The organism is Dokdonella sp., assembly GCF_019634845.1.
Taxonomy (GTDB): domain Bacteria; phylum Pseudomonadota; class Gammaproteobacteria; order Xanthomonadales; family Rhodanobacteraceae; genus Dokdonella_A.
Genome location: NZ_JAHCAQ010000005.1, coordinates 24,094 through 41,003 on the forward strand (window position 1 = coordinate 24,094; position 16,910 = coordinate 41,003).

The window sequence follows — 16,910 nt, forward strand, 5'->3', positions numbered from 1 at the left end:
GCACGATGCTGCCACATCCGCGGCGGCTGCGGCGAGCGGCGTTCAGTCGCGGCGCAGCACCTCGCGCACGAGCATGATCTCGCAGGCACCGGCGCCGCTATCGTCGCGTGACAGCGAACTCCGCCAGCGCTCGCCGCGGCGACCGCGCACCTCGACCAGTTGCCCGCGCAGCGTGACCAGGGTGCCGCTGCGCACGCGATCGAGCGAGCGGGCGACGGCGGCATCGGCCGGGATCGCGTGCAGGTTGGTGCTGGTGTGCGTGATCTCGGCCGGCGGCAGCGGCGGCGGCCCGCTCCAGCGATAGGTGTAGAAGCGCGCCGACTGCTCGATGCCGAGTTGCCCGATCACGGCGCTGTCGGACATGCGCCGCCAGCCCAGCGCGAGATCGAGCGGCGCGACCGCCGCGAACGCATCGAAGCGATAGTCCATGCGCGACAGCACGCGCGCCTCGATCGCGAAATCCGCCAGCGGTACCAGCGTGTAGTCGCCGTGCGCGATCGGCGCGGCGTCGCGCGGCGCCAACTGCAGCGGCTCGGCATCGACGAGCACGCCCGGCGCGCGCGTGATCGGCCGCAGCGCCGCCCAGCGCATGCCCTGCAACGCGGCCAGTGCCACCAGCACGGCGATGAACCAGCGCAGGCGCACGTTCACGATGGTGTCTGTCGCAGGCGATTGGCGAACACGGTCATCTCGCGGGCCGCCTGCACGTCGCCGCGCTGCTGCGCCACCGTGATGCCCTGTTCGTAGGCGGCCAGCGCCGCGTCACGCTCGCCGGCCTGCGCCAACGCGCGGCCGAGCGCCTTCCACGCCGCCGAATAGTGCGGGTCGAACGCCAGCGCGGCGCGCAACGCGACCACGGCCGCGGCGGCATCGCCCTGCGCGAGCAGGGCCGTACCGAGCGAGTAGCGCAGCATCGCGCCATCGCGCGGGCCACCCAGTTGCGCCCGCAGGCGGCCGACCAGTTCCTCGTTCATCGCCGCATGATCGCGCGTTCGGCCGCGCGCTGCAGCATCACCTGGCCGCGGCCAGCCGGTGCACGTCGTGCGTGATCACGCCGACCGAGCGCGAGGGCTTGGTGAAGAACTCGGGGTGCGCCAGCGTGTGCTCCATGTCGAGCCGACCGGCGGCCCAATGCGCGCGCATCGTGCCGACGCCAAAGGCGTAGTCCTTGAACTGGGTCTCGAACGGCTTGCGCTGGTAGATGAGGTGGACGATGTTGAACACGCGGTCGCTGATCAACGGTTCGAGCAACTGGCGGGTCGGCGCATCGAGATGACCGGGCGGCAGCGCCGCCAGCAGTTCGCCGAGCGCGTGGCCGAGTCGATGCAGATGCGCGATGTGGTCGGTGCCCAGCCGCGTGCGGCTCGAATACTGAATGTCCTTCTGCCGTTCGAACACGTCCATCATCGTGCGTGGCGCCGTGCCGTGGGCGCTCCACAGGTCGACCTGGAACACGAGGCTGTCGCGCCGCGGCCGCTCCGACAGCACATGGTCGAGCGGCGTGTTGGAGACCAGGCCGCCGTCCCAGTAGCGCTCGCCATCGATGACGATGGCCGGGAACGCCGGCGGCAGGGCGCCCGAGGCCATCACGTGCTCGGGACCGATGCGATGGTGCGCCGAGTCGAACCAATGCAGGTTGCCGGTCTCGACGTGGGTCGCGCCGACCGCCAGTCGCGTGCCGTGGCCGCTGTTGATGCGGTCGAAGTCGACGAAGCGCTCGAGCGTGTGCCGCAGCGGCGTGGTGTCGTAGAAGCTCGTCGCATGCGCGCCGGCGTCCTCGTACAGGAACGGCGATGCCGCGCGCGGACGGAAGAAACCCTGCTGGCCGAACGTGAGCGCACCGAGCGCGCCGAGCGAATTGGCCCAGGCGTCGAGCGCATGCGTGGGCGGCAGCCAGCCCAGCAGCGCCCGCACTGCCACCGCGACCGGCGCGGCCAGACCGAGCGGCTGGCAGATCAGCTCCCAGAATCCGCGCAGGCGCTCGACCCGATGTTCGGGCGCGTTGCCGGCGAGGATCGCCGCGTTGATCGCGCCGATCGAGGTGCCGGCGAACCAGCACGGCCGGATGCCGGCCTCGTGCAGCGCGTCGTACACGCCGCACTGGTAGGAACCCAGCGCGCCGCCCCCCTGCAGCACGAGCGCGACCGACTCGTAGCCGGCCGCCGCTTGCGCCGGCGTGGCGCTGGCCGCGGCGCTGCGTGGCGGCGCCGCGCGCAGGCGCGCGGAGCGTTTCCCGGGAGCGGCGGGCTTCACTGCATGAACCAGCCGTGGCTGACCACGATGCTCTGCCCGGTCAGCGCATTGCTGCCGAAGCCGGCGAAGAACAGCGCGCAGGCGGCAACGTCATCGACCGTGGTGAACTCGCCGTCGACGGTGTCCTTGAGCATCACCTTCTTGACCACGTCGGCCTCGGAGATGTTGAGCTCCCTGGCCTGCTCGGGAATCTGCTTGTCGACCAGCGGCGTGCGCACGAAACCGGGGCAGATCACGTTGGCGCGCACGCCGTGCGCGGCGCCTTCCTTGGCCACCACCTTGGCCAGGCCGATGAGGCCGTGCTTGGCGGTGACATAGGGCGCCTTGAGCACCGAGGCTTCCTTGGAGTGCACCGAACCCATGTAGATGATCGAGCCGCCCTTGCCGCGCGCATACATCTGGCGCAGGCAGGCACGGGTGGTCAGGAACGCGCCATCGACGTGGATCGCCATCAGCTTTTTCCAGTCGGCATAGGAAAAGCTCTCGAGCGGATTGACGATCTGGATGCCGGCATTGGAGACGAGGATGTCGACCGCGCCGAGCTGCTTGACCACGGCGTCGACGCCGGCGTCGACCTGCTGCTCGTTGGTCACGTCCATCGCCACGCCCATCGCCTTGGCGCCCTTGGCCTGCAGCTCGCTGGCCGTGGCGTTTGCGCCATCGAGGTTGAGGTCGGCGATGGCCACCGCCGCGCCGTGATCGGCGAACACCTCCGCGATGCGCTTGCCGATGCCGCTGGCCGCGCCGGTGACGATGGCTGTCTTGCCGTCGAGTCTCATGGGTTTGCTCCTTTGCTGTGCGGCCAGGCCGCGGGACGTGCGCCCTCCAACCGCTGCGCCGGGAACCGCTCGCGGCATGCCGCCGCCTGGCCTTGCCGCCATGGGTGGCCGCCACTGGCTGCAGCGGCGATGCCGCCAAGGCGTCGCCAACAGGCCCGCCGATTCCCGCGATCACCGATCGGATCGCACAAAAAAGGCGCCGCACGTTTCCGGGCGGCGCCAAATGGAGTGTGAAATGAAACTGTGCAGTGAGACTGCATTGTCGCTCCTGAGTTCCGCGCTGCAGCAAACGGCAGCTGAACGGCCCTGCGGCAGGCCGGCCCGGCGTCGCTCACGCGTCCTCGCCCGATTTGCCGCCGCGCGGATCGATGTCGAGGTCCTTGAGCTTGCGATACAGGTGCGTGCGCTCCATGCCAACGGCCTTGGCCAGCTTGCCGACACTGCCGCCGGCCTGCGCGAGCTGGTGCAGCAGGTAGGCGCGCTCGAACTGCTCGCGCGCCTCGCGCAGCGGCAGCGCGAAGTCGATGCCGCTGCCGACCGCGGTCGGCTCGACCGGCGACGCCGCTGCGACTTCCGTGCCGAGCGCCGCCTCGACCTCGTCGAGGCTGATGTCGCTGCCACCACCGAGCACGAGCAGGCGCTGCACGAGATTGCGCAGCTCGCGCAGGTTGCCGGGCCAACCGTGGTTGCGCAGCCGGTTCTGCGCCGCCAGCGCGAACTTGCGGTACGGCAACTGGTCGCGGTTGGCGAACCAGTCGGCGTGGTAGTGCAGCAGCTCGGGAACGTCATCGGCGCGCTCGCGCAGCGACGGCACCACGAGCGGCACGACCTTGAGCTGGTAGTAGAGCTCGTCGCGGAAGCGCCCGGCCGCCACCAGCGCGGCCAGGTCGTGCGCGCTCGCCGCGATCACGCGCAGGTCGACCGGCACCGCTTCGTGGCCGCCGCAGCGGATCAGCGCGCGCCGCTCGAGCACGCTCGACAGGCGCAGTTGCGACTCGCCATCGAGATCGGCCACCTCATCGAGGAACAGCGTGCCGCCATTGGCCTGCTCGATCAGGCCGTGCTGCACGGTGCCGGCGTCCTCCACTCCGAACAGCGCACGCGCGGCGCTGCCCTGCGCGATCGCGCCGGCCGCCACGGTGACGAACGGCCCGGCCCGACGCGCACTGCGCTCGTGCAGCGCACGCGCGATCGTTTCCTTGCCGGTGCCGGCCTCGCCGAGCACGAGCACGCCGGTGTCATGTGCCGCAATCCGTTCCAGTTGGGCGCGCAGCGCCTGCATCGCCTTGCCCGAACCGACGAGGTCGCCGGGCGCGGGCAACTGCCGGCGCAGGCCCTCGTTCTCGCGGCGCAACTGGCCGGCCTCGAGTGCATGGCCGACCACGAGCAGCAGCTTGGCCAGCGACAGCGGCTTTTCGATGAAGTCCCAGGCGCCCAGGCGCGTGGCCTCGACCGCGGTTTCGATGTTGCCGTGGCCCGAGATCATGATGACCGGGCACGGCAGGCCGCCGCGCTCGCTCCATTCGCGCAGCAGGCTGATGCCATCGAGATCGGGCATCCAGATGTCGAGCAGGATGACGTCGGGACGCTGGCGGCGGCGCGCCTCGCGCGCACCGGCCGCCGACTCGGCGGTGTCGACCAGATAGCCCTCGTCCTCGAGGATGTCCTTGATCGTGGCGCGGATGTCGGGCTCGTCATCGACCACGAGAATACGTGCGGCAGCGCTCATCGCCCGGCCTGCGTTGCGAAAAAGAGACAGCAGCATAGCGCACCGGCACGCGGCACGGGGCGGCCACGCTGGGCGGGCGCGGCGAACGCCGCTACGCTTGCGCCCCCGTCGCCACCGCCCGCCCCGTGAACCCTGCCGCCGTTCGGCCGCGCCTGGCCGCTTGCATCATCACGCTCGATGAGGCCGACCGCATCGATGCCTGCATCGAGTCGCTCGCGTTCTGCGACGAAGTCATCGTGGTCGACTCCGGTTCGACCGACGGCACGCGCGAGCGCGCCGCCGCACGCGGCGCGCGCGTGCTCGAGCGCGCCTTCGACGGCTATCGCACGCAGAAGGATTTCGCGGTGCAAGCCGCCCACTGCGACTGGGTGCTGTGCATCGATGCCGACGAGCGCGTGACACCGGCGCTGCGCGCCGCGATCGAGGCCGCCCGCGCGACTGGCTTCGGCACCGCCGCGGCCTACCGCTTTGCGCGCTGCACGCACTACTTCGGCGCGCCGCTGCGCCATGGCAATGCTTATCCCGACCGCGTGCTGCGGCTGTTCGACCGTCGCCGCGCCGGTTGGCGCGGCGCGCGCGAAATCCACGAACAGGTCGGCGTGGACGGCCCCGTGGCACGCCTCGCCGGTGATCTCGAGCACCAGGCCTACCGCTCGCTCGGCGACCAGTTGCGGCGCCTGGAGCGCTACTCGACGCTGATGGCGCAGCACCTGCATGCGAGCGGCCGGCGCGCGCGTCTGGCCGCGATCGTGCTGAGCCCGGCCTGGCGCTTCCTGCGCGGCTACGTGCTGCGCGCGGGCTTCCTCGACGGCTGGCGCGGGCTCGTGTTCGCACTGGTCGAGGCCGACTACGTGCGGCGCAAGGCGATCAAGCACTACCTGCTCGCGCGCGGCGCGCCGCTGTAGCGCCGGCCGGGTACCGCGTCAGTCGGCGCGATTGGCTTCGTCCAGGTGCAGGTCGATGCCGTGCGGCGTCCACGTCGCGCGCTCGCGCCGCGTCTGCGCGCGGATCGCGTCGTTCTTCTGCCGCATCTCGGGTTTCATGTAGCCGCGCTTGTGCTCCAGGTGCACGCAGATCGCCGAATAGCGGATCGTCTTGCCGCGCACGCCGGCGTTGACGAGCCGCTCGCCCAGCTCGAGATCCTGGCCGCCGTACTGCATGCGCTCGTCCCAGCCGTTGACGCGCACCACGTCGGCCTTCCATGCCGAGGCGTTGTGGCCATGCAGGCGCGGCTTGACCGGCGTGAGCGCATTGAGCGCGCGGCGCAGCCATTCGCGCTGCACGCGCAGCTTGAGCGTGTGGCGTTCGAGCCCGTTGGCGGCCAGCCAGGCATAGTCGGTGGCGCGCCCGGCGAGAATGTCCTCGCGCGTGATCCGCTGCGACAGCGCCAGCGGCAGCTTGCAATAGCCGCCGGTGAGATAGCGGCCGGCTTGGCGCAAGGCGAGGTGGCGGGCGACGAAGTCGCGATGCGGGATGCAGTCGCCGTCGGTGAAGATGAGGTAGTCGCTGCGCGCGAGCAGGATGCCGCGATTCATGCCCTTGCATTTCTGATAGCCTTCGTCGGGCTGCCAGAAATGGCGCAGCGGGTAGTTGAGCTGCGGCCGCAGCCGGTCGATCACCGCGCGCGTATCCTCGCGCGAGCCATCGTCGACCACGATCACCTCGAAGTCGCGCTCGGTCTGGGTGGTGTAGCCCCACAACACCCATTCCAGCCACCGCGGTTCGTTGTAGGTCGCAAACAGGACGGTGGCGGCGGGCATCGGTGCGGACGGCGGGCAGGTTGCGGTGGGCTGCACAGTCTACGGGATGAGTCCTTGACCAGCGTGCACATCATTGCGCGCGACAACGGCGCCGGCCTGTCGCGCGATCTCGTCATCCTCACCCGCACGCTTGCGCAGGCGGACTTCGAGGTCACGGTCAGCGCGATCGGCGCGGGCGGCCTGCGCCGCAGCGCGACGCTGCTGCGGCGCCGTGCGCAGCGTTGGTGGCGACGCTGGCGCGGGGCGCCGGCGCAGGGCCGCTTCGATGTCAACCTCATGGACGAGCGCATCCGCCCCGAATACCTGCCGCTGGCGCGGCGCAACGTGCTGCTGCCGCATCCGGAATGGTTCGCCGAACAGGACCGGCCCTGGCTCGGCGCGCTCGATGCCGTGTTCGCCAAGACCCGGCATGCGGTGCCGATCTTCAGCGCGCTCGGCTGCGCCACGCGCTTCGTCGGCTTCACCAGCTTCGACCGCGAGCTGCCGGCGGTGGCGCGCAGCGCGACGTTCTTCCATCTCGGCGGACGCAGCCCCAACAAGGGCACCCAAGTGCTCGTCGATGCCTGGCTGCAGGCGCCGCACTGGCCGACGCTGACCCTCGTGCAGCGCGCGCCGCTGCGCCTGCCGGCGCAACTGCCGGCCAACCTGCGCTGCGTGCGCGACTACCTCGATGACGACACCCTGCAACGCCTGCAGAACGAACATCTGTTTCACCTGTGCCCGTCGGAGACCGAAGGCTTCGGCCACCACCTCGTCGAGGGCCTCAGCGTCGGCGCGATCACGCTCGCCACCGACGCGCCGCCGATGAACGAGATGGTCACGCCCGAACGCGGCGTGCTGGTGCCGTGGGCACGCCGCGGCAGCCAGCGGCTGGCGACCACCTACTTCGTCGAGCCGGCCGCGATCAGCGCTGGCGTCGAGCACCTGCTCGCGCTGGACCAGGCCCAGTGCGCGCAGTTGCGTGCCAACGCACGCGCCTGGTGGCTCGCCAACGACGCTGCGTTCGGGCAGCGCCTGCGCGGCGCGATCGCCGAACTCGCCAGCAACGCAGCGGCGCCCGCCGCGGGCGCGCCGCACTGACGCCGGCGCGGCTGCCGCCGCAGCGGCTCGGCGCGGCGATCAGTCCCGCTGCGCCGGCAGGCACAACGTGAACTCGGCGCCGCCCTGTTCGCGGTTGAGCGCGCGCACGTGGCCGCCGTGTTCCTCGACGATTTTCTTCACCACCGCCAGGCCGAGCCCGGTGCCGCGCGCCTTGCTCGAGGTATAGGGCTCGTACCAGCGCTCGCCGAAATCGGCCGGCAGGCCGGGACCGTTGTCGGCCACGCTGAGCTCGACCCAGGTCTCGCCGTCGCGTTCGAGCAGATGCGTGCCGACTGCCAGTTGCGGCTTGCGTTCATCGCCGATCGCCTCGAGCGCGTTCTTGATGAGGTTGTGCAGCGCCTGGCGCAGGCGCACCGGGTCCACCCGCACGCGCGGCTCGCCGGCGTCGAGCTGGCGCGTCAGGCCGAGCCGCTGATCGTTCTCGTACAGGTCGAGCACCTCGCCCACCAGCGCATTGAGCGCGACCGCATGGGTGGTGATCGGCGGCGGCCGCGCGTAATCGCCGAAGGCGTTGACCATCGTCTTGAGCGCCTCGACCTGGCTCACGATGGTCTGCGTGGCACGATCGATGAGCTCGCCCTCATCGGGCGGCAGGCGGCCGAGGAAGCGCCGGCGCAGGCGTTCGGCGGCGAGCTGGATCGGCGTCAGCGGGTTCTTGACCTCGTGGGCGAGACGTCGCGCAACCTCGCCCCAGGCGGCGTCGCGCTGCGCGCGGTTGAGCACGGTGAGATCGTCGAACACGGCCACGTAGCCGGCATGCTCGGGCAACGCCGCGCCACGCACCATCAGCGTGCGCGGGCCCTGCACCGACTCGAGCACGACTTCCTCGCGCCATTCGCGCGCGTCCTCGCGCAGGTGCCGCGCCAGCGGTTCGAGGAAGGCCTGCAGCGCCGGCTGGGCCTTGCCGATCTCGCTGGCGCTGGCGCCCAGGTGCCGTTCCAGCACCACGCCGAGGATCGCCTCGGCGGCGGCATTCGCGCTGCGCAGGCGACCGCTGCGGTCGAAGCCGAGCACGCCGGCCGACAGGCGTTCGAGCACGGCCTCGAGCCAGGCGCGCTGCTGCTCGATCTCGCGCGTGCTGGTGCGCGCATGCGCGCTGGCCAGTTCGAGCTCGCGCGTCATCTGGCCGAACGAGGCAACCAGAAAGCCGAGCTCGTCGTTGCTGGCGGCCGGCAACGGGGTGTCGAAGCGGCCAGCGGCCACCGCGCGCGTCGCCGCCGACAGGCGGCTGATCGGCGCCACCAGGCGCCGCGCCACCACGAAGGCGACGAGCACCACGGCCAGCGCCGTCAGCAACAGCACGAAGGTGAGGATCAGCGCGAACGTGAGCTTGAGCGAGCCGCGCAGGAACTTGAGGCGCTGGAAATCGAAGCTCGCCCGTTCGATGCCACGCGTGAGCGGCTGCACGCGCGCCGGCAGCGGGAACAGCGCCTGCAGCAGGCGCTGGCGGTCCGGCGCGACGCGCGCCGGATCGATCGGCAGCACGATGCGCAGCAGCAGCGCATCGCCGAACGGCTCGGCGGCCGCGTAGCGACGCTCGCTGCGCACGCGCAACAGCAGCGCGCCATCGGGCAGCGGCGGATCGAGCCAGCCGGGGTCGGAACTGGCCAGCGCGAGCGCGCGCGAATCGGCACCGAGGACCGCGAGCTGGGTCGCGCCGAGCGCATCGATCGACTCGTCGAGCATGGCCTGCGCATCGGTCGCCGGCGCCTCGGCCAGGCGCTGCACGAGGGCCTGGCTGGCGCTCTCGGCATCGTGCAGGTGCTCGTCGATCACCACGCGGCCCAGCTCCAGCGCATCGTCGAGTGCCTGCTCGAGGCGCACGTTGAACCAGTTGTCGATCGTCGCGTCGAGGAAGCGCAGCGCAAAGCCGTAGACGACGAGACTGGCCGGCAACGCCAGCACGATGAGCAGGCCCAGCAGGCGCCGGTTGAGGCGGGCGCCCGGCACGCCGCGCCGCACCTCGCCGCGCAGCCGCCACAGGCGCAGGCCGATCACGAGTACGAGCACGACGAGCGCGACCAGCGCCGTGCCGAGCACGAGCTGGTAGTGGGCGGCAAAGCGCGCATTGTCGGCCGCCGCATCCTCGGCGAGCTTGAGCGAGGCGGCCAGCAGCGCCGCCACCACGAGTGCCGGCACCACGCGGCGCAGCAGCAGATTCAGGGCGTCGCGCGCGGCCATGTGCTTTCCAGCGAGGCCAGCCGCCAGGCCGGCTCGAACAATGCGGGCAGGCGCAGCGCGCCCGGCAGCGCGGCCGGATCGAGCGCCACCGCCACCGTGAACGGGGCATCGGGGCCCAGGCGCGCGAACGCCGCCGGCAACGGCAGCCGCAGCGAACCCAGCGCCGCCAGCAGGTAGCCGCGCGTGGCGTAACCCCGCTCGTCATCACGCCCGCCCTCGATGAGCTGGTAGCGGCGCGACAGCGGGAAATAGCGCAGCTCCACCCGCGGCTGCGCGCGCAGCGTGCCGCTGCGCAGGTCCACCCGCAGCGTCAGCGGGATACCGTGGTCGAGCGCGTCCTGCATCGGACCGCTGAGCTCGACGTCGAGCGCCAGCGCCAGTTGCGCGCCCGCCTCGCCGACCAGCAGTTGCGCATGGCGCACCTCGGCGCTGCCCGGCGCCTGGTGTGCGAGCAGGCCGCAGGCACCGAGCAGGCTCGCCAGCAGCAGCATGCCCGCCGCACGCAGCGCCGCGGCCGCGCGCCGGCACCGCTCATGCATGCTTGGCGAGCAAGCCATAAAAGAACCCGTCCATGCCGTCCTCCCCCGGCAAGTGCTGCCGGCCCACGCCGGCCGGATGGCCGAGCTGCGCCGGCAGCGGCAGCGCGCCCGCATCATCGTGGGCGGCGAGAAAGCCGGCAAGCACGGCCTCGTTTTCGGCGCGCAGGATCGAGCAGGTGGCATACAGCAAGTGCCCGCCCGGCGCGAGCAGCGGCCACAGCGCGTCGAGGATGTGGCGCTGACCCGCGGCGAGCACGCCGATGTCGGCCGCGCGTCGATGCAGCTTGATGTCGGGCTGGCGACGGATGATGCCGGTGGCCGAACACGGCGCATCGACGAGGATGCGCTCGAACGGGCGGCCGTCCCACCACGCCGCGGGCGTCGTCGCATCGCCGGCCACGACCTGCGCGGCAAGGCCGAGCCGGCGCAGGTTGTCGCGCACGCGATCGAGCCGACTGGCATCGCTGTCGAGCGCGACCAGATCGACCGCGGCGGATTCGAGCAGATGCGCGGCCTTGCCGCCCGGCGCGGCGCAGGCATCGAGCACGCGCATGCCGTCGCGTGGCTGCAGCACGGCGGCCACCGCCTGCGCGGCCGCGTCCTGCACCGAGAAGGCGCCTTGCGCATAACCGGGCAGGCGCGTCACGTCGGTGCTGTGCGCCAGCACGAGCGCGGCCGGCGCGGCGGCCGGCGCGCTGGCCTCGATGCCGGCGGCGGCGAACCGCTCGTGCAACGCCGCGCGCGTGCCGTGGCGCAGGTTCACGCGCAGCGTCAGCGGTGCCTCCGCGTTGCTGGCGGCAAGGATCGCGGCGGCCTGGTCGGGCCAGTCGTGTTCGATCGCCTCGATCAGCCAGCGCGGGCAGGCATGGCGCGTCACCGGGTCGGCGTCGAGGTGGGCGGCCAACGGCGCGCTGTCGCGCCCATAGCGGCGCAGCACCGCGTTGACGAGGCCGGCGAACTGGCCCTGGCCAAGCGCGCGGCTGGCGTCGACGCAAGCCGCCACCACGGCATAGGCCGGCATCGCGAGCAGGCCGATCTGGGCGCAGCCGAGCACGAGCAGTGCATGCACTTCGCGCGCACGCGGCGGCAGCGGCTTGTCCATGAGCTGCGCCAGCGCCGCGTCGAGGCGCAGCCACCAGCGCGTCGCGGCGAACACGCTCGCGGCCAGCAGCGCGCGATCGCGCGCATCGGCGAACGGCGCCTGCGCCGGTGCCAGCGCGGCGCGCAACGACTGGCCATCGCGCGCGATGCGCGCCAGCGTGCGTGCGCCAGCGACGCGCAAGGCCACGCCGGGCGCCGCCGGTGCGGACGATGGGCGCGAGGGTCGGCGCGGCGATGTCACGGTGCGGGTGGCGCGCGACGCGCGTTGAGCCAGTCGCGCGCACTGATGCGGCGCCCGCCTTCGCGCTGCAGCGCGCCGATGCGCAGGATGCCCTCACCGGTGGCGACGTCGATCCCCTCGGCGCTGGCAGCGACGATGCTGCCCGGTGGCGCCGTGGCCGGTGTCGGCAACGCCTGCGCCTGCCAGATGCGCACGCGCTCGCCGTCGAGCTGTGCCTCGGCGACGGGCCAGGGATCGAATGCGCGCACCGCGCGCGCCAGCGCCGCCGCCGGCGCCTGCCAGTCCAGGCGCGCTTCGGCCTTGTCGAGCTTGTGGGCATAGGTGACGCCGCCCTCGGCCTGCGGCCTGGCCGGCAGCGTCTCGCCGCGCAGCACGCGCGTCAGTGCCTCATCGAGCACCTGCGCGCCGAGCGTGGCCAGGCGATCGTGCAGGCTGCCGCCGGTGTCCCCGGCGTCGATCGGCGTGCGCGCTTCCAGCAGCACCGGTCCGGTGTCGAGGCCGGCCTCCATCTGCATGAGATCGACGCCGGTCTGCGCATCGCCGGCGAGGATCGCGCGCTGGATCGGCGCCGCGCCGCGCCAACGCGGCAGCAGCGAGGCGTGCACGTTCCAGCAGCCCAGCCGCGGCAACGCGAGCACGGCCCGGGGCAGGATCAGGCCATAGGCCACCACCACCATGAGGTCGGGCGCATGCGCCGCCAGCCGCGCGCGCGCCTCGGCATCGCGCAGCGTCTGTGGCTGCTCGACGACAACGCCGACCGCCAGCGCGGCCTGCTTGACCGGGCTGGCGGCGAGCTGACGCCCGCGACCGGCCGGCCGGTCGGGCTGGGTATAGACGGCGACGACCTGCGCACCACTGGCGAGGCAGGCCTGCAGCGAAGGCAGCGCGAACTCGGGCGTGCCGGCAAACACGAGGCGGAGCGGAGACGACATGCGAGCGACGCGCGTGGGAGCAAGCCGCGATTGTAGGCCGCCGGCTGCGCGCCGTCTGCGCCATGCGATGGCGGCGATCGCCCACCGCGCGCCGGCATAATCGCGCCGGTCCCTTGCGAGCATGAGTCGATGTCCTTGCGCCACTGCCTGCTGCCCTGCGTGCGCGGTCTTGCGCCGGGCTGCTTTGCGCTCGTGATGGCCAGCGGCATCGTCGCGATCGACGCCCACCAGCACGGGCTGACGCGCGTGGCGCTGCTGCTGCTGGGGTTCAACCTGGTGGCATACGCGGGCCTGCTGCTCGCCACGCTGGCGCGGCTGGCCCTGTTCGGCGCCGGGATCGCGCGCGACCTGCGCGATCCCGCGCGCGCTGCGGGCTTCCTCACCTTCAGCGCGGGCAGTTGCGTGCTGGCAAGCCAGTGCCTGCTGCTCGTGCACTGGCCGCTGCTGGCGTGGTCGCTGGCGCTGGCCGCGCTGCTGACCTGGCTCGTGCTGCTGCCGCGCTTCATCGTCACGCTGGTGCAGGCGGCGCGACAGGCGCGCCTGGTCCGCGCGATCGGTGGCGGCTGGCTCATCGCGGTGGTGGCGACCCAGGGACTGGCGATCGCCGCGATACTGCTGGCGACGCCGGGGTCGCCGTGGCGTGAGGGCTTGGCGGTGCTCGCGCTCGCATGGTTCGTGTTCGGCAGCCTGCTGTACCTGCCGCTGATCGGCCTCATCGTGTGGCGCCTGCTGCGTCGGCCGCTGCGGCCGCGCGACCTGACCCCGCCGTACTGGATCACGATGGGCGCGCTCGCGATCAGCACACTGGCCGGCAGCCTGCTCGTGCAGCACGCCGACGCCGCCGCCGTGCTCGCGCGATGGCGCCCGCTGCTCGTCGTCGCCACCGCGACGGCATGGAGCGTGGCCACTGCGTGGATTCCGCTGCTGCTGGCGCTGTGGTCGTGGCGCGCGCGCGCGTTGCCGCTGCGCCATTCGCGCGAGGACTGGACCATCGTGTTCCCGCTCGGCATGTACACGGTCGGCAGCTTCGAACTGGCGCGCGCGCTCGATCTGGCCTGGCTGCAGGCAGTGCCGCGCGTGGGCGTGTGGGTGAGCCTTGCCGCATGGGCGCTCGTGGCCAGCGGCGGCGCGCGGCGTGGCTGGCGGCTGCTGCGCGTTGCGGCGTGGCGACGGGCGCGCTCAGCCTGAGCCGCGACCCGCGCTGGCGCGCATGATGAGGCGGAAGAACAGCGGGATGAAGAAGATCGCGATGAAGGTCGCGGCGAGCATGCCGCCGATCACGGGCCAGCCGAGCGCATGGCGGCTGGCGGCGCCGGCACCGCTGGAGGTCACCAGCGGCACGCAGCCGAGGATGAACGCCAGCGAAGTCATCACGATCGGGCGGAAGCGCAGCCGCGCCGCCTCGAGTGCCGAGTCGAGCAGGCCCAGGCCCTCGCCATGCTTCATCACCGCGAACTCGACGATGAGGATCGCGTTCTTGGCGGCCAGGCCCACCAGCGTGACGAGGCCGATCTGGAAATAGACGTTGTTGCTGAGGCCGACCAGCCAGGTCGCCAGCAGCGCGCCGAACAGCGCGAACGGCACCGCGGTGATGACCGCCAGCGGCAGGCTCCAGCGTTCGTACTGCGCGGCGAGGATGAGGAAGATCATGACGATGCCGAACGCGAACGCGAGCGCGGCGGTGCCGCCGGCGCGCTTCTCCTGGTAGGCCGAGCCGGTCCATTCGAGCTTGGCGTCGTTGCCCAGCGTTTGCGCGGCGACCTGTTCGAGGGCCTGGATCGCCTGCCCCGAGCTGTAGCCGGGCGCGGGTTGGGCCATGATCTTGGCGGCCGGGAACACGTTGAAGCGCTCGACCACTTCGGGACCGACCGTGTCGGTCACGCTGACGAGGCTGGTCAGCGGGATCATGCGTCCGTCGTTGGAGCGCACGTAGACGTTGCGCACGTCGTCGGGGCGGGCGCGGTATTCGGCTTCCGATTGCACCTGCACGCGGTAGGTGCGCCCGAACTGGTTGAAGTCGTTGACATAGGCCTGGCCGAAGATCGCCTGCATGGTGTCGAACACCATCGGGATCGGCACGCCCAGCGCCTTGGCCTTGTCGCGGTCGAGATCGAGGAACACCTGCGGCACGCTGGCGCGGTAGGTCGAGCTCACGTCGGCGAACTCGGGGCGCTTCCTGGCGGCATCGAGCAGGCGCTGCACCTCACCCGCGAACGCATTGGCATCGCCGCCGCTGCGGTTCTGCAGGTAGGCCTCCAGACCGCCGGTGGTCGACATGCCCATGATCGGCGGCGGATTGAACACGGCGACGAAGCCGTCCTCGATGCGCATGTAGGCGATGCCTTGCAGCGTCTTGGCCACGCTGAACGAATCCTCGCCCTTGCCCTTGCGCTGCGCCCAGTCCTTGAGCGTGATGAACGACAGGCCCGCATTGCTGGCCACCGAACCCGACAGCACGTTGAAGCCGGCGAAGGTCACCGCGTCGGCCACGGCCGGATTGGCCAGCGTGATCGTATCGAACTCGTTGGTCAGCGCTTCGGTGCGCGTGAGCGAGGCCGCATCGGGCAGAAACGCGGCCGCGATCAGGTAGCCCTGGTCCTCGTCGGGGACGAGTTCGCCCGGCACGCGCAGGAACAGGCCCCAGGTGCCGAGCAGGATGAGGCCCACCAGCACGAAGGCGACGCCGACGCGACGATTGAGGAAGGCCACGCCGCCGACGTAGCCGCCGGTGAGGCGGTCGAACTGGCGGTTGAACCAGACGAAGAAGCGCGCCGGCTGGCCGTGGCCCTGCCGCAGCAGCACGGCGCACAGCGCCGGCGACAGCGTCAGCGCGACCACGCCCGAAATCGCCACCGAGATCGCCACCGTGACCGCGAATTGCTGGTACATGACGCCGGTCATGCCGCCCATGAACGCGACCGGCAGGAACACCGCGCACAGCACCAGCACGATCGCCACCACCGGCCCGGCCACTTCCTGCATGGCGAGGATCGCGGCCTCGCGCGGCGAACAGTGGCGTTCGGCCATGATGCGCTCGACGTTTTCCAGCACCACGATCGCATCGTCGACCACGATGCCGATCGCGAGCACCATGCCGAACAGCGTGAGCAGGTTGATCGAAAAACCGAGCATGAGCATGCCGGCGAAGGTGCCGATCAGCGACACCGGCACGGCGATGCACGGGATCAGCGTCGCACGCAGGTTCTGCAGGAACAGGAACACCACGAGGAACACGAGCACGATCGCCTCGATCAGCGTGTGCACGACTTCCTCGATCGACAGCTTGACGAAGTGGGTGGTGTCGTACGGGATCGCGTAGTTGAGGTCGTGCGGGAAGCGCGCCTGCAGTTCGTCCATCTTGGCCTGCACCGCCTCGGCCACCGCCACCGCATTGGCGCCGGGCTGCAGGTACACCGCGATGCCGATCGCGGGCTTGCCGTTGAAGCGCGCCAGCAGGTCGTAGTCCTGGCCACCCATCTCGACGCGGGCGACGTCGCGGATGCGGATCTGCGAGCCATCGGGCAGCGAGCGCACGATGATGTCGGCGAATTGCGCGGGGGTGTCGAGCCGTCCGCGCGTCTGCACGGTGTAGGTGAAGTCCACGCCCGCCGCGGTCGGCTGCGCGCCGATCTTGCCGGCCGCGAACTGCGCGTTCTGCTCGCGGATCGCGCCGATGACGTCGCCCGGCGTGAGACCGAGCTGGGCCAACCGGTCCGGGCGCAGCCACACGCGCATCGCGTAGTCGGTGCCGCCGAACAGCATGGTGTCACCGACGCCGTTGATGCGCTTGAGCTCGTCGATGACGTTGAGCAGCGCGTAGTTGGACAGGAAGGTGGTGTCGTGGCTGCGCTGCGGCGATTCGAGCGTGATGACCTGCAGGATCGAGCTCGACTTCTTCTTGACCGTCACGCCCTGCTGCTTGACCGACTCGGGCATCTGCGCCATCGCCGCCGCGACGCGGTTGTTGACGTTGATCGCGGCCTGGTCGGCGTCGGTGCCGATGTCGAAATACACGCTCAGGCTCATCATGCCGTTGGAGGCGGCGCTCGACTGCATGTAGAGCATGTGCTCGACGCCGTTGATCTGCTGCTCGAGCGGCGCCGCCACGGTCTGCGCGATCACCTCGGGCGTGGCGCCCGGGTAGAACGCCACCACCGCCACTTCCGGCGGCGTGATCTCGGGATACTGCTCGACCGGCAGGCTGCGCATCGCGGCCAGCCCCGCCAGCACGATGATGATCGAGATCACGCTGGCGAAGATCGGCCGCTCGATGAAGAACCGCGAGAACATGGCG

At 71.3% G+C, this 16,910-nt stretch carries 14 protein-coding genes; 3 read left to right on the forward strand and 11 right to left on the reverse strand.

From position 1 onward, the window contains the following. Positions 1–42 precede the first annotated feature (42 nt). The 5 genes from KF903_RS04935 to KF903_RS04955 all read right to left on the reverse strand — a co-directional run bounded on the left by KF903_RS04935 (position 43) and on the right by KF903_RS04955 (position 4,761). Entirely contained in the window at positions 43–651 is a 609-nt protein-coding gene (locus KF903_RS04935; RefSeq protein ID WP_291211794.1) for a hypothetical protein, read from the reverse strand. Next, positions 648–974 (reverse strand): tetratricopeptide repeat protein, encoded by a 327-nt coding sequence (locus KF903_RS04940; RefSeq protein WP_291211797.1) that lies wholly within the window; start codon positions 972–974, stop codon positions 648–650. The genes KF903_RS04935 and KF903_RS04940 overlap by 4 nt, the downstream gene beginning before the upstream one ends. 37 nt (positions 975–1,011) lie before the next feature. After that, positions 1,012–2,253 (reverse strand): patatin-like phospholipase family protein, encoded by a 1,242-nt coding sequence (locus KF903_RS04945; RefSeq protein ID WP_291211800.1) that lies wholly within the window; start codon positions 2,251–2,253, stop codon positions 1,012–1,014. Further along, positions 2,250–3,032 (reverse strand): 3-hydroxybutyrate dehydrogenase, encoded by a 783-nt coding sequence (locus tag KF903_RS04950; RefSeq protein WP_291211803.1) that lies wholly within the window; start codon positions 3,030–3,032, stop codon positions 2,250–2,252. The genes KF903_RS04945 and KF903_RS04950 overlap by 4 nt, the downstream gene beginning before the upstream one ends. A gap of 331 nt (positions 3,033–3,363) precedes the next feature. Beyond that, positions 3,364–4,761 carry a sigma-54 dependent transcriptional regulator gene (locus KF903_RS04955; RefSeq protein ID WP_291211806.1) on the reverse strand — a complete coding sequence of 466 codons (1,398 nt, stop codon included), beginning with the start codon at positions 4,759–4,761 and terminating at the stop codon, positions 3,364–3,366. Positions 4,762–4,886: 125 nt separating this feature from the next. Here KF903_RS04955 and KF903_RS04960 point away from each other — a divergent pair, with 125 nt between their 5' ends. Beyond that, entirely contained in the window at positions 4,887–5,666 is a 780-nt protein-coding gene (locus tag KF903_RS04960) for a glycosyltransferase family 2 protein (RefSeq protein ID WP_291211809.1), read from the forward strand. Between the two features lie 18 nt (positions 5,667–5,684). Here KF903_RS04960 and KF903_RS04965 read toward each other — a convergent pair whose 3' ends face one another. Continuing rightward, entirely contained in the window at positions 5,685–6,521 is an 837-nt protein-coding gene (locus tag KF903_RS04965; protein ID WP_291211812.1) for a glycosyltransferase family 2 protein, read from the reverse strand. Positions 6,522–6,584: 63 nt separating this feature from the next. Here KF903_RS04965 and KF903_RS04970 point away from each other — a divergent pair, with 63 nt between their 5' ends. Beyond that, on the forward strand, positions 6,585–7,601 hold the full coding sequence (locus KF903_RS04970) for a glycosyltransferase (RefSeq protein WP_291212180.1): 1,017 nt from the start codon (positions 6,585–6,587) through the stop codon (positions 7,599–7,601). A gap of 39 nt (positions 7,602–7,640) precedes the next feature. Here KF903_RS04970 and KF903_RS04975 read toward each other — a convergent pair whose 3' ends face one another. The 4 genes from KF903_RS04975 to fmt are packed head-to-tail and all read right to left on the reverse strand — an operon-like array spanning position 7,641 to position 12,616. Next, entirely contained in the window at positions 7,641–9,803 is a 2,163-nt protein-coding gene (locus KF903_RS04975; RefSeq protein WP_291211815.1) for an ATP-binding protein, read from the reverse strand. Next, on the reverse strand, positions 9,782–10,342 hold the full coding sequence (locus KF903_RS04980; RefSeq protein WP_291211818.1) for a DUF4390 domain-containing protein: 561 nt from the start codon (positions 10,340–10,342) through the stop codon (positions 9,782–9,784). The genes KF903_RS04975 and KF903_RS04980 overlap by 22 nt, the downstream gene beginning before the upstream one ends. Next, entirely contained in the window at positions 10,335–11,630 is a 1,296-nt protein-coding gene (gene rsmB, locus KF903_RS04985; protein ID WP_291211820.1) for a 16S rRNA (cytosine(967)-C(5))-methyltransferase RsmB, read from the reverse strand. Before rsmB ends, KF903_RS04980 begins: the two co-directional genes overlap by 8 nt. 50 nt (positions 11,631–11,680) lie before the next feature. Next, entirely contained in the window at positions 11,681–12,616 is a 936-nt protein-coding gene (gene fmt / locus KF903_RS04990; protein WP_291211824.1) for a methionyl-tRNA formyltransferase, read from the reverse strand. 129 nt (positions 12,617–12,745) lie between these two features. On the opposite strand from fmt, the gene KF903_RS04995 reads away from it, so the two are divergent. Further along, positions 12,746–13,804 carry a tellurite resistance/C4-dicarboxylate transporter family protein gene (locus KF903_RS04995; RefSeq protein WP_291211827.1) on the forward strand — a complete coding sequence of 353 codons (1,059 nt, stop codon included), beginning with the start codon at positions 12,746–12,748 and terminating at the stop codon, positions 13,802–13,804. Here KF903_RS04995 and KF903_RS05000 read toward each other — a convergent pair. Beyond that, complete coding sequence (locus KF903_RS05000; protein ID WP_291211831.1) at positions 13,796–16,906, reverse strand: multidrug efflux RND transporter permease subunit; 3,111 nt, start codon at positions 16,904–16,906, stop codon at positions 13,796–13,798. The two genes, KF903_RS04995 and KF903_RS05000, sit on opposite strands and share 9 nt — an antisense overlap. Positions 16,907–16,910 lie beyond the last annotated feature (4 nt).